This is a genomic window from Planctomycetota bacterium, from assembly GCA_018242585.1.
In the GTDB taxonomy this organism is placed as follows: Bacteria; Planctomycetota; Planctomycetia; order Pirellulales; family PNKZ01; genus JAFEBQ01.
In genome coordinates this window covers 73,332-95,966 of sequence record JAFEBQ010000015.1, presented here as the reverse complement: position 1 = coordinate 95,966, position 22,635 = coordinate 73,332, and the positions used below count along the sequence as shown (strand labels likewise).

Sequence of the window (22,635 nt, the reverse complement as noted above, 5' to 3'; positions counted from 1 at the left end):
GGTCGCGAAACGGCGGAACTTGACGAAGCTTTAACCTTCGCCGCCGATTTCACGGTCGACCGCAACGATTCAAACCATCGATCCGTTCAATCACGCGCCTGGTCGGACCAATGGCTGACGCCGCTTGGCACGGCAGAACGACATTGGGGGCCGCTTGCCGCAGGAACGTGATGGGTTTGTCTGAAATACCGAGCGCGCCGTGGCGAGATCATGGCCCGGAATCAACCGAACCGGTAAGCGCCAAGACATGCCGCCTTGCACGTACGAGCCGAGCGGAATCCGTTCGCTGCACGCGCCAATTTGCGTCGCGAAAGCGACGGCAAGTGCCGACGATTTTAGTGGCCCTGCTGTCACCTGGGGACCGGCTAAACATTACAATTCAGCAATATTAGCCGATTATTTCGGCCACCAAAGTCCACCACAAGTCTTTTGTTTTCAATATCTTAATGAAATAGCCCAGAAGCGTTGGCTCCTGGGCGATAGCGGGCGAATCCACCGCGACAGGGTGTCGCCCTTAGATCGTCGCTCTAGTACACCCCGCCGCCGTAGTTGAAGTACCCGTACGGGCGTCCGCCGTAGCCAAAGCCGAACGAGACGCCCGGGTTGTAGTACCCCTGGTAGTACGAGCCGTAGCCCGGCACGCCGTACGAATACGGCGAGTAGTAAGGCTGAGCATAGTACGGTTGGTAGTACCCGCCCCAGCCACCGCCGTATCCGCCCCACCCGCCGCCATAGTAACCGTGGTGATGATGGTGACCGTGATGGTAAGGGTTGGCCATCACCGCGCCGGCCGGAACGGCCAACGCCGCCAGCGCGACCACCGACAACAGTAAGCGTCTCATCGCAGCACTCTCCCGCTCGCCGTGTGAATTGCTCCCCCTGTAACCAAAGGTGTGTGACAAGCCCGAGCATGAATTCGCCGGGCGAAGCAGCGGCGTCGCTGAACTTGCCACCAGCCGGTTTTCTGTACGCGAAAACTTGAGCCGTCGTTCTGCGATTCTGACAAAGACGTAACGCCCCGCTGGCCTGCACTTCGCAAGGCGCCGCGCGTAGCGGTTTTTCTGGCGACGGATCGTCGTGCTTCGCAGACGACTCGCCCGGCCAAGGGTTTTGAGCAGAGCACCGATCGTGTCCCGCTGACAGCGAACGATCGGGTTAAGCCGACCTTTCGGGCCACAAGTCACGGCGCGAGTTCCGAGCGGTCGATCACCAACCGATGGGGGGCGTTGTCGCCCGAGCGCACACCGTGCGCGCCGACGGCCCCTTCACGTACTTTCGGACAATTGCCTGGATGCCTGCCGAAGCGCTTTGCAACGATGACCGCCCGCTGGGGCAACGACGAGACTGGCCTCGCCGTGTTGGCTGGCGGTGTGCGCGTGCGATTCTGGCGTTGCTTGCGAGCGCGATAGCCGCGTGCCCCGCGCACGCTCAGGTCGAGCGTTTCAGCTTCGTCAGCCCCCCCTCGACCAGCAGCGCCCCGCCACGCGGGATGAACGAGTCGTACACGCCCCACCCGGCCGTGGTGCGCGTGGTTGTGCCCGAGCGCGACGGGCTGTCGCTGGGAACCGGCACGCTGGTCGACGTCCGCGGGTCGTACGCCCTGGTGGTCAGCAATTGGCACGTGGTCCGCGACGCGACCGGGCAGTTGCACGTGATCTTTCCCGATGGCTTCCGCTCGACGGCTTATGTGCTGAAGGTCGATCGCGATTGGGACTTGGCGGCGCTGGCCGTCTGGCGGCCGAACATCGCGCCGGTGCAAGTGGCGCGCAGCGTCCCACGGGCCGGCGACCGGCTGACCATTGCGGGCTACGGCGATGGCAGCTATCGGGCCGCGCAAGGAGCTTGCGGCGCGCAGTACCTGGCCCCGGGCGTCGGCATGCCGCACGATATCATCGAACTGTCAGCCGAAGCCCGGCAGGGTGACTCGGGCGGCCCGATCTTCAACCAGCAAGGTGAACTGGCCGGCGTGTTGTTCGGCTCGGCCCAGGGCATGACCAGCGGCAGCCACGCGCTGCGACTGCGCTGGTTCCTGCAATCGATTGTCCCCGACAAGGAACTGGGACATTGGGATCCGACGGCTGTGGCACAAGCATCGCCGGCGGCCGTGATGCAACCGAACACGACGACGGTTGCCGCCGCCAATCCGCTGGAGCCGCGCGCCGCGCCGGCCCAGACGTTCGACGTGCCGATTGGCGGCGCCACGGCCACCTCGACCATGTCGTCGGTGGGACCGACCACGAGCGTCGCCGGCACGCTCGTGTCGAGCGGCGACAATGCCGCAATTTTGCCGACGGCGATTCCGGCCGACGGCTATCCACACCAGCCACATGATTTGTCCGATGCCGGCGGCGATGCTGGCTTTGACTGGCGCGTGTTCGTCGGCACCTCGGCGATCGAGCAGATCAAAGCGGCGCTGGCACTGGTGGGGCTGCTGGTGCTCGTCGAGCGCGGCTTGCAATGGCTGGTGAGTAGCGCCCAAGCGCCGGCCAAAGCGAAAAAGCTCCCTGCCATGCCCTCGGACGGCTAGAACGACTCTCGCGTCTGTGTCTCGCTGCTCACCCAAGCCGGCGGCTCTGCCGCCGAGAGCGGTGGCCAAGCCACCAGCTTGGGAAAAACGCCAGCGTTGCATTGAATCGAGGTTCACTCCAAGCCGACGAAAGGTTGCAATCGCCGACGCGAGGGGGGAAGATACACCCCGTCGATCGGACGCAATCCAGACCAGTTCGTGCGGCGAGTGGAGGCCAGGGGTGTCACGGGTGAGCGAGTCGTCGAAGTCCTCGAGCCAAGCTGCCGAGGCAGCACCAATCAACGCGGGCGTGCAAGAGGTTTGCTGTCTGCTAGGCCAGCCGGTGGCCGGCAACCCGACCCAGTTCATGATCGAGAAGGCCTTCGCGCGGCTGGGGCTCGATTGGCGCTACCTATCGTTCGAGGTTCCGCCCGAGGCGCTCGGCGACGCGATCCGCGGCATGCGGGCGATGGGTTTCCGGGGCGGCAACATCACCAAGCCCCACAAGGTGGCCGTGATCGAGTTCCTCGATCGATTGTCGCCGGCCGCCGAGATGATGGGGGCGGTCAACTGCATCGTTCGCCAGGACGACGGCAAGTTGCTGGGCGAGAACACCGACGGCAAAGGGTTCCTTGAGTCACTTAAAGAACTGATCAACCCGGCGGGTCAGCGCGTCGTGTTGCTCGGCGCTGGTGGCGCGGCGCGGGCGATCGGCGTCGAATTGGCCTTGGCCGGCGCGGCCAGCATCGCGGTCGTCAATCGTTCAGCCGAGCGAGGCGAGGCACTGGCCAAGCTGTTGCGCGAGAAGGCGTCGGCCAACGCCACGTACGTTCCCTGGGAAGGGGAGTATGAAATCCCGGCCGATGCGCAGGTGGTCGTCAACGCGACGTCGATCGGGCTGTTCGAGCCGGAGGCGCGCGTGCCGGTCAAGTTCGATCAACTCGCGTCGGGCGCGGTCGTGGCCGACGTGATCTTCAATCCGGTCGACACGCGGTTCCTGCACGAAGCCAAAGCCCGCGGCGCGCGGACGCTCGACGGCCTGGGGATGATCGTCAATCAAGGAGCGATCGGCTTCCGGTTGTGGACGGGGCTGGACCCCGACAAAGCGCTGATGCGCGACGCCGTGGAAGAATACCTGGGCGTGTGATGACGGCTGCTATGCCCGTCAGATGATGCGCTATGTCACGCGCGGGGTGCTGAACTGTGGTAAACAGAAATTCCGCGTTTCTGAAACGGCAGAAGATCCCTTCTACTCTCCCCACGATGACAATTCCAAAACACAAAAGACGAACCATCGTCGTTGATGGCACGCAATACCACTGGACGCCCGGGCGGCACCCGCAGGGGTGGATCGTTATCCAGCACGGTTCGGGGAAAGGACCCTACGTCAAAATAGATTTATTTGCGACACCTGCGACCGAGGCAATATTCCCATTTATGAATCCCGCCGAAGTTGAGGCAGCTATACGCTTCGCCCTTTCCGAAGGTTGGAATCCGAGTGGGAACGGAAAAAACCTTTGGCTAGATTTTCAACAATTTGCTCTCCCACAAGATCGCTTTTCCATTCACGCTGAATGAGGCGCACTCGAGAGCTTGAATGGGTTATCGTAGGCGCGAGTTTCGCGGGTGGCACCGATAGCTTGGCTATCGGTGTTGCGAAGCAACAAGAAACTCGATGAGCCACGCGCTGACCCAGTGGAAAGTCGCCATCTGTGCTTGCCGTTGCCTGAGGTTTCTTGCGGCCTGCGGCCGCCCAGGTGCATGCACCTGGGCCACCCTTTGTGACTCGCTCACGATTGTTGCGTTATCGAACCTGCGCGCATGAAAAAGCCCAGGGGGTGGAACCCCTGGGTTTGTGATTCGACAATCGAGCGTGGTTCGCCGCGGCGAATTAACGCTTCGAGAACTGGGTGCCGCGGCGGGCGCCACGCAGACCGTAGTGCTTGCGTTCCTTCATGCGGCTATCGCGCGTCAGCAGGCTGTTCTGTCGCAGCGCCGGTTCCAGCGAAGCGTCGAACAGCTTCAGTGCCCGGGAGATGCCCAGCTTGATTGCGCCGGCCTGGCCGGTCGAACCGCCGCCGTGGGCATTGATGGTCACGTCGACCGCGCTGCGGCGATCGGTCGCCACCAGCGGGGCCAGCACGTCGGCCAAGTCGCGCTCGTTCTTGAAGTACTCTTCGGCCGGGCGGCCATTGACCACCACTTTGCCCGAGCCGGCGTGCAGCCGCACACGAGCGATCGAAGTCTTGCGACGACCGGTGCCCAATGCGTCGCCGGGCGTTCCCTTTACAACAGTGGCCTCTGCCATGACGATCCCTACCTGGTTGCTGATGTGAACTGTGTTGCTGAAGTGAATTGCGTTTTTAGGTCGACTCTCAAGCGCGAGTGACCAAGTTTACTTAGCGCCCAAATCTTTCGGCTCGGGCATTTGCGCCTGGTGCGGGTGCTCGCTGCCGGTGTAAACCTTGAGCTTGGCCAGCATCTTGGTCGCCAGCTTGTTCTTGGGCAACATCCGGCGGACGGCTTCGCTGAGCATCTCGTGGGGGTTCTTGGCCAACCGCTCGCCGGCCGTTTCGCTGCGCAGCCGCGTGTGGCCGGTGTACCAGGTGTATTGCTTCTGCTCGAGCTTGCGGCCGGTCATGACCATCTGCTCGGCATTGATCACGATCACATAATCGCCCGTGTCGACGTGCGGCGTGTACGTGGGGCGGTGCTTGCCCATCAACACCATCGCGATATCCGATGCCAAACGACCGACGACCTTGTCTTTGCCGTCAACAATGAACCACTTGTGTTCGACTTCGGCGGGCTTGGCCAAAAACGTCTTCATTACAAATCACCTTCGTGGGACCGCGGACGGTGCCGTCGGCCAGATGCACGATGCGACCCACCCTGGGGCCGCTCGGCTGGAATATGGGAAACCGCTAATTTACCGCTCGCGGCTTGCCAGTTCAAGGCGGGCAATTTACCTTAAATCCCGAAGTTGCAAGGCCCAGGGCAGTTGGGGCCATGACTTGCCCCGTTTACCACGCCGGGAAGCGAGAAAATCCGCATGAAGCTCGGCATTATCAAGGAAACCTTCCCCGGCGAGACGCGGGTGGCGGCGGTCCCGGCGACGCTAGCCCCCCTGCAAAAAGCAGGTTTAACCGTCATCGTCGAAAGCGGCGCCGGCATGGCGGCCGGTTTTCCCGACCACACGTACGCCGACCGGGGCGCGCTGGTCGTGCCGTCACGAGCCGAAGTCTTTGCCCAGTCGGACCTCCTGGCCCAGGTGCGGACGCTGGGGGCGAATCTCGAAGCGGGCATCACCGACCTCGGACTGTTGCGCAGTGGTCAAACGGTGCTGGGCTTTTCCGACCCGCTCACGTCGCTCGACGCGGCCCAGCAACTGGCCGCGCGCGGCGTGAACCTGCTGGCGATGGAACTCATTCCGCGGATCACGCGGGCCCAGAGTATGGACGCGCTGTCGAGCATGGCCACGATCTCGGGCTACAAGGCGGTGCTGCTGGCGGCGGCCGAGCTGCCCAAGATGTTCCCCATGATGATGACCGCGGCCGGCACGATCTCGCCAGCCAAGGTGCTGGTCCTGGGAGCTGGCGTGGCGGGCTTGCAAGCGATTGCCTCGGCGCGGCGACTGGGTGCCGTGGTCGAAGCCTACGACGTGCGCGCGGTCGTCAAGGAGCAAGTGCAAAGCCTGGGCGCCAAGTTCCTCGACCTGCCACTCGAAACCACCAATGCCCAGGACAAGGGTGGCTACGCCAAGGCGCTGGACGACGAGACGATTCGCAAGCAGCGCGAGCTGCTGACCAAAGCCGTCGCTGCCAACGATGTGGTCATCACCACGGCCGCGGTCCCTGGCAAAAAGGCCCCGGTCATGGTTACCCGCGAGATGGTCGAAGGAATGACGCCCGGCTCGGTGGTGTGCGATCTGGCGGCCGAGCGAGGGGGCAACTGCGAGCTGACGAAACCAGGCGAGACGATCACCTATCGCGAGATTCGCATCATGGGGCCGCTGAACTTGCCGGCCACGGTGCCGCACCACGCCAGTCAGATGTACGCCAAGAACGTGGCGACGTTGCTGTGCCACCTGGTCCACGGCGGCGAGATGAAACTGAACCTCGACGACGAGATCACGCGCGAGTCGCTGGTCGTGCATGGCGGGCAAGTGGTGAATCAGCGCGTGAAAGATTTGATCGCCGCGGCCGGCCACTAGTCGGGCCGCCGCTTTACGTTGACCATGTCCGAGCCTAGTGCCTTGCGAGAGCCAAATCATGCCTCCGACCGAAGCGGCCGTTGACCTGGGCGCGCCGATTACCGCGATCCTGGAATTGTACGTGTTCGTGCTGGCCGGCTTTGTCGGCTATCAGTTGATCACGCGCGTGCCGCCGCTGCTTCACACGCCGCTGATGTCGGCCACGAACGCCATCTCGGGCATTTCGCTGGTCGGGTCGCTGGTTGCGGCGGGCAGCCAATCGAGCACCGCCAGCACCGTTCTGGGACTCGTGGCGGTCACGGCCGCCACCATCAACGTCGTGGGCGGGTTCATGATTACCGATCGCATGCTCAAGATGTTCAAGCGGCAGGAAAAGCAGCAATGAACCGACAGTACCTGATCCAATTCGCGTACCTGGTCGCCTCGGTGCTGTTCATCCTGGGCATTCGCGGGCTGACGCGCCCGGACCAGGCACGACGCGGCATGCAGTTGGCCGCGCTGGGCATGTTGGCGGCCGTGATCGGCACGCTGATGAACCACATGATCGTCGACTACACCTGGATCCTGGTCGGCTTAGTGATCGGTTCGATCATCGGCGCGATCATGTCGGTTTTCATGCCGATGACCGCCATTCCTCAGCGGACGGCCATCTCGCACGCCTTTGGCGCGCTGGCGGCCACGCTGGTCGGTGTGGCCGAATACTACGATCACGTCGGCCACATCGACAGTGTCAAGATGGCCGCGCTTGGCTTCGAGGTGATGTTCGGCTCGCTAACGATCACCGGCAGCTTCATGGCCTTTGGCAAGTTGCAAGGCTTTGTCAAAAGCTCGCCCGTCACCTATCCGCTGCAAAATGCGTCGAACATCGGGCTGTTCATTCTGGCGTTTCTGCTGTTCATCTTCTTGATCTTCAATCCCACGGCCCAGTGGGCGTTTTACGCGATGGTCGTCATCGGACTGGCCGTCGGGGTGCTAATCGTCTTGCCCATCGGCGGTGCCGACATGCCCGTGGTGATTTCGCTGTTGAACAGCTACGCCGGTCTGGCGTCGTCGGCCACGGGTTTCGCCATTCACAACAATGTGTTAATCATCGCCGGCGCGCTCGACGGGGCGTCGGGGTTCTTGTTGTCGATCTTGATGAGCAAGGCGATGAATCGCTCGTTCACCAACGTGATCTTCGGCGCCTTCGGTGGTGGTGACACGGCGGCCGGCCCGGCCAAGAGTGCCAAGGACCTGACGGTCAACGCCATCTCGGCCGAAGACGCCGCCATGCAGTTGGCCTATGCCCGCAGCGTGATCATCGTGCCGGGCTATGGCATGGCCGTGGCCCAGGCCCAGCACCAGGTGCGCGAGCTGGCCGAGTTGGTCGAGAAGCACGGCGGCGAAGTGAAGTACGCCATTCACCCGGTGGCGGGGCGCATGCCCGGACATATGAACGTGCTGCTGGCCGAAGCGAACGTGCCGTACGATCGGCTTTACGATATGGATGAGATTAACTCCGAGTTCCAACGCGCCGACGTGGCGCTGGTGATCGGAGCCAACGACGTCGTGAATCCGGCGGCGCGAAACGATCCATCCAGCCCGATTCACGGCATGCCCATTCTGAATGTCGATCAGGCCAAGCGCGTGATCGTCATCAAGCGAAGCATGAACCCGGGCTTCGCCGGCATCGAGAACGAGCTGTTCTATCAAGAGAACACCAGCATGTACTTCGGCGACGGCAAGAAGGCTGTGCTGGAGCTCGTCTCAGCGATCAAAGCGCTGTAGCGGTTTTCCACACCCCCTGAGCGCGGAGTGGTACGGCAGTCGATCCTGCGGCAAACTGTCGCAATTGCTCTGAGGCGCGATCGTTAAATTCAAGGTTACGGTCGTAATGTTCCCGGGGTGGTGTGGAAACGATTGGTTGCCGTACCCGTCATTCCCGCCTTGGCTGCGGTACTCGTTATTCCCTCGCCGGCGGAAATGACGGCTAGCAAGTCGCTTCACTTTGACAGGCGCTTCGTTGCTTTCCTGTTAAGGTCGCAAGCGCCCGCGTCGCGCGCACTATGATTTGAGTCTACGGTATTGAACGGCCTGGGCCGGAACACAGGTCGATGGTTTGGACCGGGTTTGCCTCACATGTCAACGGTCAATCGTCCGCCCCTCGTGCGTCGGTCAAACGCGCGAGTCAAGACGTTTCCATTTCCTATGCGCTTGGCGCTGGTGGGGATGCTGGTCGCAGCCAGCTTCGCCGGCGGCATCTATGTTGCGCAACGCGCGACGCCGCGCAAGTCGACCCTGGTGCCAGCGGAGGCGCTCACTCCTGGACGCGTCGTGGCCGAGTTCGAGCGTCAAGACGCCATGATGCTCGGCTGCAACGAATTGGTCGACATCTACCCGGAAACGCTGATCGACCTGGTTCGTGAACTCGACGGTCACATCGCGATCGTCGCGCTCGTCCGCTCGCAAGAGCAACGCGTGCAGATGATCGAACTACTGCACAAGCATGGGCTGTCGAGCGACAACATCCACTACTTCGTGTGGCCCGCGGCGTCGATGTGGGTGCAGGACTTTGGCCCCCAGGTGGTCGTCGGGGACGAGCCCCGCATCGTCGACTTTGAATATCACTATCCAAACCGAGGGTTTGACGGCTTGCTGCCGGCCGCGTTCGCGTCGTGGTGTGGCTTGCCGCTGGATCACTCGAACCTGGCGCTCGAAGGAGGCTGCTGGCTCACCAACGGCCAGGGACTGTGCCTGGCAACGAATACTCTGGTGAACATGAATCTCGAGCGCGGTCACAAGCTGCCCGAGATCGCCAGCGCCCTGCGCAAGCATTTGAACTTCAACAAGCTGACCCACTTGCAGCAGTTGAAGGGCGAGCCGCTGGGACATATCGATATGTTCCTGACCCTCACCGGGCCGAACGTCGCGGTCGTGGCCAGTTGCGACCCCGGCGAAGACCCCGAGAACGCCAAGATTTTGGACGACAATGTCCGGGCACTCGCCGAGATTCAAACCAGCAGCGGACCAATGAGCGTGGTGCGATTGCCCATGCCCACGCACCGTGACGGCCAATGGCGGACCTACAACAATGTCTTGTTCGCCAACGATGTGCTGCTGGTGCCGCAGTATCCGGGCGTGGCGTCCGACCTTGACCGCCAAGCGATCGAGACGTTTCAGCGTCTGCTTCCCGCGTGGAAGGTCGTCGGCATCGATTGCACCAAGCTGATCGAGCACCGCGGCGCGCTGCATTGCATCTCGCTGAACATTCCGCGATTGCCGACGGCGCTGCTCGGCGACTAGAACGGCTGTCCTTTTAGCGCGCCTATCGAGGCAGGGCTGGCAGTTTATCACTGGTTCCAAATCAGCGGCTTCGTAGGGCAATTACGGCGATTTGAGATTCTGCTTCAGAAAACCCCAGATGTCGTCGTACCCTTCGGTCGGGTGCCCGGGATATTTCACATGGCACTTCGCCCCGGCGGCCAGGGCCAGTTTCTGGAAGCCCAGTCCCCAATGGGGCGAGTGGACCTTGTAGTTTACTTCCTCGATGTCGTCTGGCTTGATCAGCCCCCACTCGTTCTCAAAGTACATCGGCGCCGCCCCGGCATGCAGCAGCGCGTCGGGGGACCAACGCTTGATGATCGGCAGCAACTCGTCACGCCGCTTCAGCGACTCCTCGAACGAAACACCCAGCGCTGGTGCGCCCCACTTCACGCCCGGCTCCCATTGCTGCATCAATTGCGGATCGATTGTCGGCTGGCTGCGATAGGCGGCCACGCAGGTCACGCGTGACGAGGCGCGTGCGACGGGATCGTCGGACTTCGGATTCGCTCGATCGGCCGAGCAGCCGACGTACAATGCCGGCAGCGCCCCCTGCGAACCGCCTCCCACGGCAATCCGCTGGCCATTCAGATTCCACTTCGACGCGTTCAGCCGCACGAACTGCACCGCCCGGCAGGCGTCGTCCATGATGTACTTGACCGGCTCAGGCTGCTTGTCTTGCACCGCCTCGGTCATGGTCCGCAATTGCACCGCCACGACGGCCACCTCGGCCGGCAGGAAGTAATCGAGCCGAGCCGCGTGCTTGGCCGGCTTCCACAGCCCGCCGTACCAGACGAGCACCGGATAGGGTCCACTCCCGTTGGTCGGCACATAGATGTCGATCAACTGATCCGGGTGCGGACCATATGAAATGTTGGCGTGCGCCGGCGCTGGGGGCGCAGCCTGCGCGGCGAGTGAAGTTGCAACGATCGCCAACATGACGAGCGACGCTACGACGGCGAGGGATTTCATCGAGCAGCGACTCCAACCGAAGAGGAAGGTAATGCAGGCGTGGGAGGAATACGCCGATTCTACCCAGCCGCGAAATCGCTGAGCAATCGCCTTAGCCACCGTTCGCCCCGTTGAGACTCACTTTCGGCAAACCTGCCAAATCAGATTCGGCGAACTCGCGCCGGGCGCGCGGCGACATGATCAGCTCGCGCGAATAGAACAGCCGCAAGGTTTTTGGCTCCCACAGTACACGAGCCCGGTTAATCATCGCCGCCGGCTGCGGTTGATTCCTCGGGTCAGGCGTTCTCAAACCAAGGTGGCACGAACATGATTTCACCAAGCGACAACAAACGAGTCGTGATTGCCGGCGGATCGGGCTTCCTGGGCGTTTCGTTGGCGTTTCACCTGGCCGAGCGGGGCTGGAACGTGACAATCCTCTCGCGTCACGCGCCAAAACCACCGGGTCCGTGGCGACATGTCCCCTGGGACGCCCGGTCGCTCGGCGACTGGAAACGCGAACTTGACGGCGCGGCCGGGCTGGTGAACCTGACTGGGCGTAACGTCGACTGCCTGAAGACGCCGGGCCATCAAGACGAAATCCTCCGCTCGCGCATCGAGTCGACGCGCGTCCTCGGCGCGGCAATGCGCGCGATCGAAGGGCCGCCGCCCGTCTGGGTGCAAATGAGCACGGCACATATCTATGGCGACCCGCCCGAGGTCTGGTGCGACGAAGACTCACCTCCCGGCGTCGGACTGGCCCCGACCGTGGGCACCGCCTGGGAAGCAGCCTTTCGCGAGGCGGTACTGCCAACACAGCGTGGCGTTGTGCTGCGGACCAGTTTCGTCCTGGGACGCGACCGCGGGGCAGGTTGCGGCGCCTTGCGGCGGTTGATGCCGCTGGCGCGCCTGGGTCTGGCGGGGCGTATCGGCTCAGGTCGTCAAGGGATGAGTTGGATTCATGAGACTGATATGAATCGGCTCTTCGAGCGTGCCCTGACCAATCCAACCATGCGCGGCACCTACGTCGCCTCGGCGCCAGCGCCTGTTTCGCAAATTGAATTCATGCGCAGCCTGCGCCGCGCGGTACGCATGCCGATCGGCCTGCCGGCTAGCGCCTGGCTCGTCCGGCTAATGGTCGGCCACGTGTTACGCACCGATCCCGACCTGGCCCTTTACGGTCGCTACGTCGTCTCGAAACGATTGGCCGCCGAGGGTTTCGAGTTCCAGTTCCCGACGCTTGACGCGGCCCTTGATGAGATCATCGCCAATCGCCAGCCAAAGTCGGCCATTACGCAACACTCGTCAATCGCTGGCGACGCCGCTCACAAGGCGTCGATCTGTTCGGCCACGCGGTTGCCCGAGCGGGTGGCCGCGTCCATGCCCCAGGGCATGTTGTCGGCGTGGCAGCCGGCAAAGTGAATCCGCCCGACTGGTTGCATGATGTGCGGCCAGAACTTTTTGAGCGCCCCCTGCGGGAACGGATGCCGCTCACAGAACATCGACCACGGGTCGCGCGACCAATTGTGAACGTACGCCGCCTCGACGGTCTGGCGCTTGCCGGGATAGACCTTGCGAAACGCCGCCATCGCCTCGTCGGGCGTCACATCAGGCTTGCCGCTTCCCATCAGTACGGCCCGCTCGCACGCGACTTCATCGGCCGTCTGATACGTGGTGTACATCGCCGACTCACCGGTTTCGAGATTGATGCTCGGCAGATCCCCTTTCCAGAACTTGTCTCGCGACTGCAGCAGCACGCGCGACTGCGAGCCGAACTTCACGTTTTCGAGTACGTACCGTTTTGACTCGGGCCAGTCGGGCGTCGTCGGAATCTTGGCCAGCAAGGCCAAAGGCAGACAGCAGACCAGGTAGTCCGCTTCGAGCTTCCGCGGCTCGCCGAATTCTTGAAACTCGACCGTCACGCCCGAGTCGCCGTGATCAATTCGCGTGAGCGGGCAACCTAGCTTCACCCGCGGACCAAGCTCACGCGCGAACCGGTCGGTCAGTTCCTGATTGCCGCCAACCAGCCGGAAGACCTCCCGCTTGAAGGATGGCAGCCCGCGGCGTTTCATGATCGCCTGCTGCCAAATCCGAAACAGCGCCGACACTTCATTGAGCCGCGCGGCCGGCGTCTCGTCGCCGCGGCGCATGCCATTGAATCGCAGCCCGGCGTCCGACGCGCCGTCCTTGATAAAGATTTCGCTGGCGGGTACTTCATCGAGCGCGTCGTGCCCCACGCCGAATGGCTGGTACTCGTCGCCAAACGCATCCAGGTACGGGCCAAAATACAATTCTGGCAAGGCGTACCAGCCGTGCTGAACAATGTAATCGAGCTCGCGCTGATTGAACCCAAACGCCTTCAGCACCGCCGGGTCTTGCAATTGCTCCTCGGTGTACCAGCGGCCCTCGATGCGGCGCAGCATGTTGAGACGCCGCGGATAGAACGCGAACGGCAGCTTGAACCGTTCGACGTATTTCCAGTATTGGGTGTAACCGGGTCGCGTGAAATGCTCGGCGCCAACGTCGGCGTACAAGCCATCGGCCAGCGGGTCACGCACCGTCTTCACGTGCCCGCCGGCCCGCATCGACGCCTCGAGCACGGTCACATCATGCCCCCGGTCCATCAATTCAAACGCGGTACACAGCCCGCCGATGCCGCCGCCAACGACAATCACCCGCTTGCGGGCCCGAGCCGCCGCCGCGAAGGCGACCTGGTCCAGTAGCACCGCCGAAGCGATCGCCCCGCCGGCCAGTTGCAGCGTCTCGCGCCGCGAAAACAGGAAAGGGGGCAACGTGCGGCGGGAAATTCGTGGCATCGTAGCGTGCCTCGCGCGAGGGGAATGTAGATTGATCTTGTACTTTGGAACTCGGGCAGACTCGACTTGGCCGAAATTATCAGCCAATATTGATCTATCTCATCAGCCACCCCGGGTCAATCAAGTCACGTACTTTGGTCTGTACTGGGTAATGGTATCCGACGCCTGAAACATCCCAGTTGTCCACGAAGTTCGACGAGCACACGTACATGCCGGGGAAGAAACTTCAAGACGATCTCTGGCAGGGTCTCGTCGCCGCGCAAATTGGCTTGGCAACGCCCGAGGCGGTGATCGCCGCGGCGCGATGGTGCCGCGAGCGCGACCTGTCACTGGCCGGCGCGCTAGTGGCAACGGGTGCGCTCACCGCCGAAGACGAAGGGCTCGTCGAGCGGCTGGCCCAACGGCTCGTCGCGCGCCAGTTGCCGCGACCGCAAGCCGCCTGGGTACAATCGCTCGAACAGGCGCTGGCGTCGGAGGACTCAAACAGTGGCTTCGACACCGTCAGCGATCCCGTCACGCCGGCCGACCCTTTCGCCACCGCGTCGCTCCACGATACGCCCCCCAGCACGCTCGACACGCCACCGGCGCAGGGACTAGCACCCAGCGCAACCTCCCGGTTTCGCATCGTTCGGCTTCACGCGCGCGGCGGGCTGGGGCAAGTTTCGCTGGCCATCGACGAAGAGTTGAGCCGCGAAGTGGCGCTCAAGGAAATTCAATCCCGATTCGCCGACGACCCGGCGTCGCGGGCGCGGTTCGTGCGCGAAGCCGAGATTACCGGCAGCCTCGAACACCCTGGCATCGTGCCGGTCTATGGCATGGGCGTTTCGCCCGACGGGCGACCGTATTACGCCATGCGCTTCATCCAGGGGCGCAGTCTGTGCGACGCCATTGACGAGTTCTATCGCCCCGGCCAGCCCGACGCCGACCAGCGGAAGATGGCCTTTCGCGAGCTGCTGCGCCGGTTCATCGATGTCTGCAACGCGATGGAATACGCCCACAGCCGGGGCGTGATTCACCGCGATCTGAAGCCGGCCAATGTGATGCTCGGCCCCTATGGCGAGACGTTGGTGGTCGATTGGGGGCTGGCCAAGTTGCTCGACGAGACCGATCACGAGCCGCGCCATGCCGTGATGCCGCAGTTGAGTCCCGCCGCGATGACCATGCAGGGTTCGACCATTGGCACGCCGAATTACATGAGCCCCGAGCAGGCGCTCGGCGACCTCACGCGCGTCGGCACGCGGAGCGATATCTACAGCCTGGGGGCGACGCTGTACCATCTGCTGACCGCGCAGGCTCCGTTGGAGTGGGCGCGGCTCGACGAGGTGATCGTCCGCGTGCAGCGCGGCGAGATTCCCCCCGCGCGCCAGGTGCGGGCCGACGTCAGCCCGCCCCTCGAAGCGATCTGCTCGACGGCCATGGCGCTGCGCCCCGACGCCCGCTTTGCCTCGGCCCGTGCGCTGGCCGGCGAGGTCGAGCACTGGCTGGCCGACGAACCGGTGGCCAACTATCGTGAACGGTTTCAGGAGCGCTGGTTCCGGCGGATGCGCAAGCATCGGACCTGGACGATGGCCGTTGCCGTGGTCTTGCCGCTGCTGCTGACGATCGTGACCGCGGCGACCTTCGTCGTCGAAGGCGCCCGTCGCGAGGCGGTGACCCAGCGCGAGTCGGCGCAGCACTCGCTCATCAACCTGGAACTGGCCAACGGGGCGCGCCTGGAAGACGAGGGGGATCCGGGCGGAGCGGCCCTCTGGTACTCCAAGTCGCTGGCCGCGATGGAAGACCTCGATCCACAACAAGCCCGACTCAATCGCTTGCGGCTGTCATTGTTGCTCAAGAACCTGCCTCGGCCGACGCGGCTTTGGGCGCTGCCCTTGCAGCAACAGCGGTGGATCATTCGCAACACGATCTCGCCCAACGGGCAACTCGTGCTGGCCGCCAGCGGTGACGGAAAGGTGTTTGGTGTCGACACAACGACGGGGCGCGAATTGTGGCCGCCGCTGGTTCACAACGAGGTGACTTGCTGGGAAGGTTTCACGCCCGACAACAAGCGGATCGTCACGCAGGTGATTCCCAAGTCGGTTTTCATTTGGGACGCGGCGACGGGCAAGCAACTTGAACCCGCGATCCAGACGCAATATGGCTTCGCCCCTCCCATGGGCACCTCGGCCGTTGAGGCCGACTCGTACATCAGCCCCGACGGGCGCTGGCTGGCGGTGGTCACTCTGCCCGGCAAGGCGCGGGCCGTGGAAGTGTTCAACTTGGAAACTGGCGCGGCGCGAGGCAAGCCGTTGCTCTTTCCCGCCGAGATTCGCGCCCTGAGTTGGAGCGTCGACAATCAGCGTTTGTTGATCGGTTCGAATAACAAGCTGGAAGTGTTTGACCTGGCCACGGGCCAACCGATCGAGCCGGCGATCAACGTGCCCAGCCTCTGGTACGCCACGTTCAGCCCCAATGGAAAGCAGATCGTTAGCGCCAGCGGCGAATCGTCCGCTCAACTGTGGGACGCCCAGACCCACGAGCCGGCCGGGCCGCCGCTGCTTCATCGCGGGGTGGTGACCCGGGCGGTGTTCAGTCCCGACTCGATTCGCATGCTGACCCTGTGTGGCGACCGCACCGTGCGACTGTGGGACACGGCAACGGGCAAACCGGCGGGCGATTCGATCGAACTGCGCGATGCGCCGTTCTCGGCGCGGTTCAGCGCCGACGGCGCGCGATTTGTCACCGTGACGTACGATCACACCGTACAGCTTTTCAGCAGCGCTACGGGCGAGTCGCTGGCCGCGCCGTGGCGGCATCCGGCGGCGCCCGTCGTACAACCGACTGCGGAGGGCGTGCTGATCGCTAACGGCGGATTCGGCGCGCGGTGGGACGTCAGCCGGTCAGCGCGCCTGGGCCACGCGCGACTGACCGATGTCAAACAACTGGCCCACGTGGCCTTTGCTCCAGACGGTTCCACCTTGGCGGCCTATGGCGGCGCTCAAGCCTGGCTGCTTGACCCCACGTCGGGCTCGGTGCGACATGGCCCCTTGGATCACCCGTCGACTGTCAGCGCCGTGGCGCTTTCACCCGATGGCCGCTGGCTGGCCGCGGGTTGTGCCGACGGCTCGGTCCACTGGTGGCAGGCCGACAACGGTAGGCGGCGCGACGCCGCGACGCAACATCAGGGCTCCATTACCCAGTTGCGCTTCGATCCACGCGGCCAACGGCTGGTTTCTTGCAGCGCCGACAAGACGGCCCGCTTGTGGGACGTGGCCACCGGAAAGCCGCTCGAAGCGGTCCTGCAACACGCCGGCCAGGTCAGCGACGCCGCGTTCAGCGCGGACGGACGCTGGCTGATTACCGGCGGCGCTGACGGCGTGGTCAAGGTTTGGGATCCGGCCACCGGAGCGCCGCGCGGCAAGCCGCTGCCTTTGCACGAGCGCGGGCCGGGCGAAATGATCGACGTGCTGGCGTTTCACCCACGAGAGCCGGTGGCCTTGGCGGGGGGGAATCGCGGCGCGTTGCGTGTCTGGGATTTTTCGCGTGAACCCTGGCTGGCGCGCTCGTTCGAAGCCCGCTCGGCCATTGTCCGAGGCATGTTCTCGCCCGATGGCCGACGGCTGCTGACGTCGGGCTTTGACCGCGAGTTCAAGGTTTGGGATTGGCAACAAGCGGACCTGCCCCCCGTCTTGATCCCCACGCGCGACTTGATGATCGATCTCGCGATTCACCCAAGCGGTGAATTCGTGGCCGCGACGACCTTTCGCGGCGTGAAGCTGATCGATCTCGAAACAGGAGAATCGATCGTGCCACGACTGAGCGGTGTGCCGGCCAAGTCGATCGTCTTCAGCCCGGATGGGCAGTGGCTGACCACGCTCGATTTCCAGGAATTGCGATGGTGGCGATTGCAGCCGGCGCCGTTTCCGGCCGAGCAACTCGAAACCATGTGCCAACTGCTCGCGACGCGCAGCATTGACCCGCGCGGCGTGATCAAGCCCTTGGACAGCGGGCAGATTCAGTCACTCCACCAGCGGTTGCTGAAAGAAATCCCGGTCGAGTTTCAACCGTCGCCAGGCAAGACGGGCATGTTCGGCGCGAATTAACTTTCGATACGTTCACCGAATCGGTATCGTGACATCATGGACTGCGTGCTCCTCATTCACCGCTGGTCGCCGTCGCGCCGCTTCGTGGCGAGACTTTTGATGCTGCTGTTATTGGTCGCGGCGTTCACAGGAGTCGATGCTGACTCAAAATTGTTTGCCGCCGAGCCAACCGGAGACCTCTATCAGCTTGGCATCGCGCTGAACCAGCAAGGCATACGCGGGCACTGGCGGCAACTGGGCAAGCCGCAAGCCTGGCGCGGCACCCGCGCCGGGGCGATCCTCGGCGATCGGCTGTACACGGCCGAAGCCAACGGCGCGCTCTACGTCACGCGACTCGACAATGGTCAATGGGCTCAAGTGGCGGCGCCGGGCTTTGATCAGACACGGCTGATGTTCGCCGGCGGCGGCAGTCTGTGGACGATCGAGCAGAGCGGCACACTGTACAAGGTGAACCCGGCCAACGGGGCGTGGGCATTCGTGGGAGCCCAGCGGGCCTGGGTCGGCGCGCGGGCCGGCGCGATCTTGAAAGGCCACCTCTACACCGTCGAAACTGGCGGCGCGTTGCAGGTTGCCAATCTGGCCGACGGCAATCGTTCCCGCGTCGGTTCGGCGAACTTCGACGATGTGACTTCGCTGGTGGCGGCCGGCGATCAGCTTTACGTCATCGACAAGGCTGGCGACTTGGCCAAGATTGATCTTCAATCGGGCTCGCGACAACGCCTTGGCCCGTCGCGGGGCCTGGCCTCGACGTTGGCCGCGACCGTCGTGCAGGACGTCTTGTACACGGTTCGCAACGATGGCACCCTGCATGAAACCCTGTTGGCTGAAGGGCGCGGCCCTCAGCTTGGCAAAGCCGAATTCGCCAACACGGCGTTCCTGTTCGGCGGCCCGCGGCAGTGCTACACGATCGAACGGGATGGCTCGCTGTACGAAGTGTTCTTGCACCCGATCGACAGCATCGACGGTTGGGATTGCTTTCCGCGCGAGTTTGAAAAGGTGTTTCAGGAACAGGCCAAGAGCTTCTATCGCGCGTCCCAAACGCGGCTATTGCTGGGGAAACAGTGTACTCACCAGGCGATTGTCGACCAATTGCGATGGCTGCAGCGCGAGGCCAAGGCCCACGACCAGGTCGTGATCTATTTCACCTCGCACGGAGCGACCGATCCCACGACCGGTTGGAGCGTCGAGACCGCCGACGGCAAAATTCTGCACGCCCATGATCTGAAGGCCGAGTTGGCCAAGCTGGCCTGTCACGCCCTGGTGTTCATCGAAACCTGCGGCAGCGGGGGCTTTGCCGCGGCGCATCAGAACGACCCGCCGGTGCCGGCGAACGTGACGGCGCTGTGCGCCTGCTCGGGCAAGCAAACGGCCAGCAACGAACTCGACATCGCCGCGCTCGAAGGGTTGTGGGGCAAGGCCGACTTCAGCCGCGACGGCGTCGTCGACCTGGACGAGTTGTTACGCTATGTCGAGGCGCGCTACAAGGTGATGTGCCCCACGCCGAACCATGAAGGGCAATTGACCCGCCCCGTGGTGGTCAAGTCGCCGCGGATGCCGGGCTCGCTGCGACTGACCCAGGCTTCGCCCCGGCTGGGGGCGATGGTTCACGATGGTTGGCTGTACGCCGCGCTGATCGGCACGCCGGCGGAAACTCCGAACCACGGCGAGAAGTTCGCCGTCCACGTGCTGGGCTTCAACAATCAGCCGGGGCCCTATTACGTGGCCAACTCGGCGACGCGCGACCAGGTGTGCCTGCCGCATGAAGGCCCGCCGCTCGAAGTCGAGCAGAATGGCGTCTGGTACCCGGCCCGGCTGGTGGCCAAGGTCGGCGATCGGTACAAGGTCCACTACCTGGGCTGGCACGAGGAGGAAGTGGTCACGGGCAACCGCGTCCGCCGCGCGTTCGTACATATCGGCAACTCAGACTAGCCCTTTCAGATTTCACGAGGTCTTTGATGCGATACGTCGAGTTTCGAGATGCGATCCAGCAAGCGCTGCGCCGGTCGCCGGCCGGGCTGACGTGGGGCAAACTGAAAAGCCAGCTCAATTTACCTTACAGCACGCCATGCCCCGCATGGGTCAAGCGGCTTGAGAAGGAAATCGGGCTGTCGCGTGAACGCGGCGCCGAACGAGCGCTCACCTGGAAAGTCGTGCCCGCCAAGGCGGCGCCGTCGAAAAAGCCCCGCCGAGTGAAAGCGGCCCGATAGTCACCAATGCGACTCCACCGCAGTTGCCACAAGGGGATTACGAACATTCCACTTGCACCACAAGAGAGCATCTCGATGCGATCTGTCTGCCTTCATGCCTTCATCGCCTTGTCACTCGCGCTGGGTACGGCGTTTTCGTCTCTGGCAGCGCCCCCTGGGTTCAAATCGCTGGAAATAGGCGACGCGGCGCCTGATTTCTCGCTGCCTGGCGTCGATGGCAAGCAACATGCGCTGGCCGACTTTGCCGATGCCAAGTTGCTGCTGATTGTGTTCACCTGCAACCATTGCCCGACGGCGCAAGCCTACGAGGAGCGGATTATCAAGTTGCATGCCGATTATCAGGATCGTGGCGTGGCGCTGGTGGCCATTTCGCCGAATGATGATCAAGCGCTGCGGCTGGATGAGTTGGGCTACACCGACGTCGGCGATTCGCTCGAAGATATGAAACTCCGCGCCAAGGAGCGAAGCTTCGCGTTCCCCTACCTGTACGACGGCGAGACGCAAAAGACCTCGGCCGCTTATGGCGTGGTCGCCACGCCGCAAGTCTTCTTATTCGACGCCCGGCGCAAATTGCGCTACGTGGGACGGATCGACGATTCCGACGTCCGATTGGTCACCAGTCAAGACACGCGCAACGCCATCGAGGCCTTGCTGGCCGGAAGCGCCGTGCCGGTCGAACGAACCCGCACGTTTGGCTGTTCGACCAAGTGGGCCGAAAAACGCGCCGAAGCCGAGGCCTGGCTGGCCAAGGCCAACCAGGAAACCGCCGAGGTGAAGTCGCTCGATGAAGCGACGCTGCAGAAGTTGGTGAAGAACGAGACCGGCAAATTGCTGTTGGTGAATGTGTGGGCCACGTGGTGCGGGCCCTGTGTGGCCGAGATGCCCGAGTTGGTGGCCATCAATCGCATGTATCGCAAGCGAGACTTTCAGCTGGTGACCATCAGCATCGATGAGCCGGAACAGCGCGATGCAGTGCTCAAGGTTTTGCAAGAGCATCACGCATCGACCACTAACTATTTGTCGACGATCAGCAACCGTGACCGGCTGGCCGACTTGCTCGATGCCAAGTGGGAGGGGCCGGTCCCGCACACGCTGCTGATTCTCCCCGGCGGCGAAGTGTGCTATCGCAAAAGCGGCCAGCTCGACGTCCTGGAACTCCGCCGGGCGATTGTCGATAAACTTGGCCGCACCTACGCCAGCCGCGCCAAGTGACCGGGTCGGTGATCTCTTTCGATTTCTCACCATCTCGCCTGCCGTCATCAGCAATTCAACCATGTGACCCTTCATGGCCGTTACACAGCAGTACACGCCCAGCCGGGCTCGCTATCGAGTCGTGGGCTTGTGCGTGCTGTTGGCGATGGTTACGTACCTCGATCGCGCTTGCATCGCGACCCTGGCGCCGCAGATCATGGCGGACCTGGACCTCGACAAGGACCAGATGAGCTACGTCTACAGCGCCTTTGCGCTGGCCTATGCCGCCTTCGAGATTCCCACCGCGCTTTGGGCCGACCGGCTGGGAACGCGCCTGGTGCTTACACGCATCGTCGGCTGGTGGTCGGCCTTCACGGTGGCCACTGCCGTTGCCTGGGGACAGTACTCGCTAATGGCCATTCGCTTCTTGTTCGGCATGGGAGAAGCCGGCGCATGGCCCTCGGCGGCGCGCACCTTCTCGCAGTGGATACCGCGCCGCGAGCGCGGCACGGTACAGGGAGTCTTCTTTGCCGGCGCGCATCTCTCGGGCGGGCTCACTCCTTCGCTGGTCTTGCTGCTGCTGGGCCATCTTCATTGGCGCATGATCTTCGTGCTGTTCGGGGTGATTGGCTTCGCCTGGGCCGCGGCCTGGCAGCGCTGGTACCGTGACGATCCGGCGCTCGATCCACGAGTGAACGAGGCCGAGCGAGATTTGATCTACGCCGGCCGCGATCTGGCCTCGCCACACGCCATCGATGGGCATTTCTGGCGCAAACTGCTCAGGCATCGCAATGTCATCGCCCTGTGCGTGATGTACTTTCCCAACAGTTTCGTGTTCTACTTTTGCATTACCTGGCTGCCGACGTTCCTGCACGAGAAGCATGGCTTCTCCGATACCGAATTGGGCGTGTTCGCGGGTTTGCCGCTGCTGCTAAGTGTGTTGGCCGACTTGTTCGGCGGCGTGGCCACCGATTGGGCGGTGAGACGATTCGGGGCCCGCCTGGGGCGCGCCGGCGTCGGCTTTGTCGCTTATGCGATGGCCGCCGTGGCGACGGCGCTAGCGACCGTGGTCAGCGAACCGATGGTGGCGGCGTCGTTGATTTCGATTGGCACCGCGGCCAGCATGTTCACGCTGGGGGCCGCCTGGGGAACGTGCCAGGACATCGCGGGCAGCCACACGGCCGCGCTCAGCGCCACGATGAACACGTCGGGGCAGATCGGCAGCATCTTGAGCCCGATCGTCGTCATCTACCTGGCGGAACGATTCGCCGATTGGAACGCGCCGCTGATCCTGATCGCCAGCTTGTTCGCCGTCGGCGCCGCGGCCTGGTGCGTCATCGACCCAAATCGCCGCGTGTTAGATTGATGGAGA

Annotated in this window: 18 protein-coding genes; 13 read left to right on the top strand and 5 right to left on the bottom strand. The window is 63.3% G+C overall.

Annotated elements, in window-relative coordinates; translation table 11 throughout:
- Positions 1-527: 527 nt before the first annotated feature.
- A complete protein-coding gene (locus tag JSS27_08340; protein MBS0208946.1) occupies positions 528-779 on the bottom strand; it encodes a hypothetical protein in 252 nt (83 codons plus the stop codon).
- Between the two features lie 710 nt (positions 780-1,489).
- Between JSS27_08340 and JSS27_08335 the strand changes: the two genes are divergently transcribed.
- The 3 genes from JSS27_08335 (at position 1,490) to JSS27_08325 (ending at position 4,084) form a co-directional block, all read left to right on the top strand.
- The gene (locus JSS27_08335; GenBank protein MBS0208945.1) at positions 1,490-2,527 is read left to right on the top strand and encodes a trypsin-like peptidase domain-containing protein; all 1,038 of its coding nucleotides are present in this window, start codon (positions 1,490-1,492) and stop codon (positions 2,525-2,527) included.
- 277 nt (positions 2,528-2,804) lie between these two features.
- Positions 2,805-3,653 (top strand): shikimate dehydrogenase, encoded by an 849-nt coding sequence (locus JSS27_08330; protein ID MBS0208944.1) that lies wholly within the window; start codon positions 2,805-2,807, stop codon positions 3,651-3,653.
- Between the two features lie 116 nt (positions 3,654-3,769).
- The gene (locus tag JSS27_08325) at positions 3,770-4,084 is read left to right on the top strand and encodes a hypothetical protein (GenBank protein ID MBS0208943.1); all 315 of its coding nucleotides are present in this window, start codon (positions 3,770-3,772) and stop codon (positions 4,082-4,084) included.
- Positions 4,085-4,397: 313 nt separating this feature from the next.
- Here JSS27_08325 and rpsI read toward each other — a convergent pair whose 3' ends face one another.
- Positions 4,398-4,814, bottom strand: coding sequence for a 30S ribosomal protein S9 (gene rpsI / locus JSS27_08320; GenBank protein MBS0208942.1), 417 nt, complete (start codon positions 4,812-4,814; stop codon positions 4,398-4,400).
- 87 nt (positions 4,815-4,901) lie between these two features.
- Positions 4,902-5,336, bottom strand: coding sequence for a 50S ribosomal protein L13 (gene rplM, locus JSS27_08315; protein ID MBS0208941.1), 435 nt, complete (start codon positions 5,334-5,336; stop codon positions 4,902-4,904).
- 222 nt (positions 5,337-5,558) lie between these two features.
- Here rplM and JSS27_08310 point away from each other — a divergent pair, with 222 nt between their 5' ends.
- From JSS27_08310 to JSS27_08295, 4 genes are all read left to right on the top strand, one after another.
- Positions 5,559-6,719: a Re/Si-specific NAD(P)(+) transhydrogenase subunit alpha gene (locus JSS27_08310; GenBank protein ID MBS0208940.1), complete on the top strand. Its 1,161-nt coding sequence runs from the start codon at positions 5,559-5,561 to the stop codon at positions 6,717-6,719.
- Positions 6,720-6,777: 58 nt separating this feature from the next.
- Positions 6,778-7,104 carry an NAD(P) transhydrogenase subunit alpha gene (locus JSS27_08305; protein MBS0208939.1) on the top strand — a complete coding sequence of 109 codons (327 nt, stop codon included), beginning with the start codon at positions 6,778-6,780 and terminating at the stop codon, positions 7,102-7,104.
- On the top strand, positions 7,101-8,486 hold the full coding sequence (locus JSS27_08300) for an NAD(P)(+) transhydrogenase (Re/Si-specific) subunit beta (GenBank protein MBS0208938.1): 1,386 nt from the start codon (positions 7,101-7,103) through the stop codon (positions 8,484-8,486). The genes JSS27_08305 and JSS27_08300 overlap by 4 nt, the downstream gene beginning before the upstream one ends.
- A gap of 420 nt (positions 8,487-8,906) precedes the next feature.
- Positions 8,907-10,001: an agmatine deiminase family protein gene (locus JSS27_08295; protein ID MBS0208937.1), complete on the top strand. Its 1,095-nt coding sequence runs from the start codon at positions 8,907-8,909 to the stop codon at positions 9,999-10,001.
- Positions 10,002-10,082: 81 nt separating this feature from the next.
- Here JSS27_08295 and JSS27_08290 read toward each other — a convergent pair whose 3' ends face one another.
- Complete coding sequence (locus tag JSS27_08290; protein ID MBS0208936.1) at positions 10,083-10,991, bottom strand: hypothetical protein; 909 nt, start codon at positions 10,989-10,991, stop codon at positions 10,083-10,085.
- A gap of 306 nt (positions 10,992-11,297) precedes the next feature.
- On the opposite strand from JSS27_08290, the gene JSS27_08285 reads away from it, so the two are divergent.
- Complete coding sequence (locus tag JSS27_08285) at positions 11,298-12,389, top strand: epimerase (GenBank protein MBS0208935.1); 1,092 nt, start codon at positions 11,298-11,300, stop codon at positions 12,387-12,389.
- On the opposite strand, the gene JSS27_08280 is transcribed toward JSS27_08285, so the two are convergent.
- Entirely contained in the window at positions 12,293-13,783 is a 1,491-nt protein-coding gene (locus JSS27_08280) for an FAD-dependent oxidoreductase (protein MBS0208934.1), read from the bottom strand. The two genes, JSS27_08285 and JSS27_08280, sit on opposite strands and share 97 nt — an antisense overlap.
- A 179-nt stretch (positions 13,784-13,962) precedes the next feature.
- Between JSS27_08280 and JSS27_08275 the strand changes: the two genes are divergently transcribed.
- The 5 genes from JSS27_08275 (at position 13,963) to JSS27_08255 (ending at position 22,629) form a co-directional block, all read left to right on the top strand.
- On the top strand, positions 13,963-17,865 hold the full coding sequence (locus JSS27_08275; GenBank protein ID MBS0208933.1) for a protein kinase: 3,903 nt from the start codon (positions 13,963-13,965) through the stop codon (positions 17,863-17,865).
- 36 nt (positions 17,866-17,901) lie between these two features.
- Positions 17,902-19,794: a caspase family protein gene (locus JSS27_08270; GenBank protein MBS0208932.1), complete on the top strand. Its 1,893-nt coding sequence runs from the start codon at positions 17,902-17,904 to the stop codon at positions 19,792-19,794.
- Positions 19,795-19,820: 26 nt separating this feature from the next.
- A complete protein-coding gene (locus tag JSS27_08265; GenBank protein MBS0208931.1) occupies positions 19,821-20,072 on the top strand; it encodes a hypothetical protein in 252 nt (83 codons plus the stop codon).
- A gap of 75 nt (positions 20,073-20,147) precedes the next feature.
- Entirely contained in the window at positions 20,148-21,284 is a 1,137-nt protein-coding gene (locus JSS27_08260; protein ID MBS0208930.1) for a redoxin domain-containing protein, read from the top strand.
- A 73-nt stretch (positions 21,285-21,357) separates the two neighbouring features.
- Complete coding sequence (locus JSS27_08255; protein MBS0208929.1) at positions 21,358-22,629, top strand: MFS transporter; 1,272 nt, start codon at positions 21,358-21,360, stop codon at positions 22,627-22,629.
- Positions 22,630-22,635: the final 6 nt, after the last annotated feature.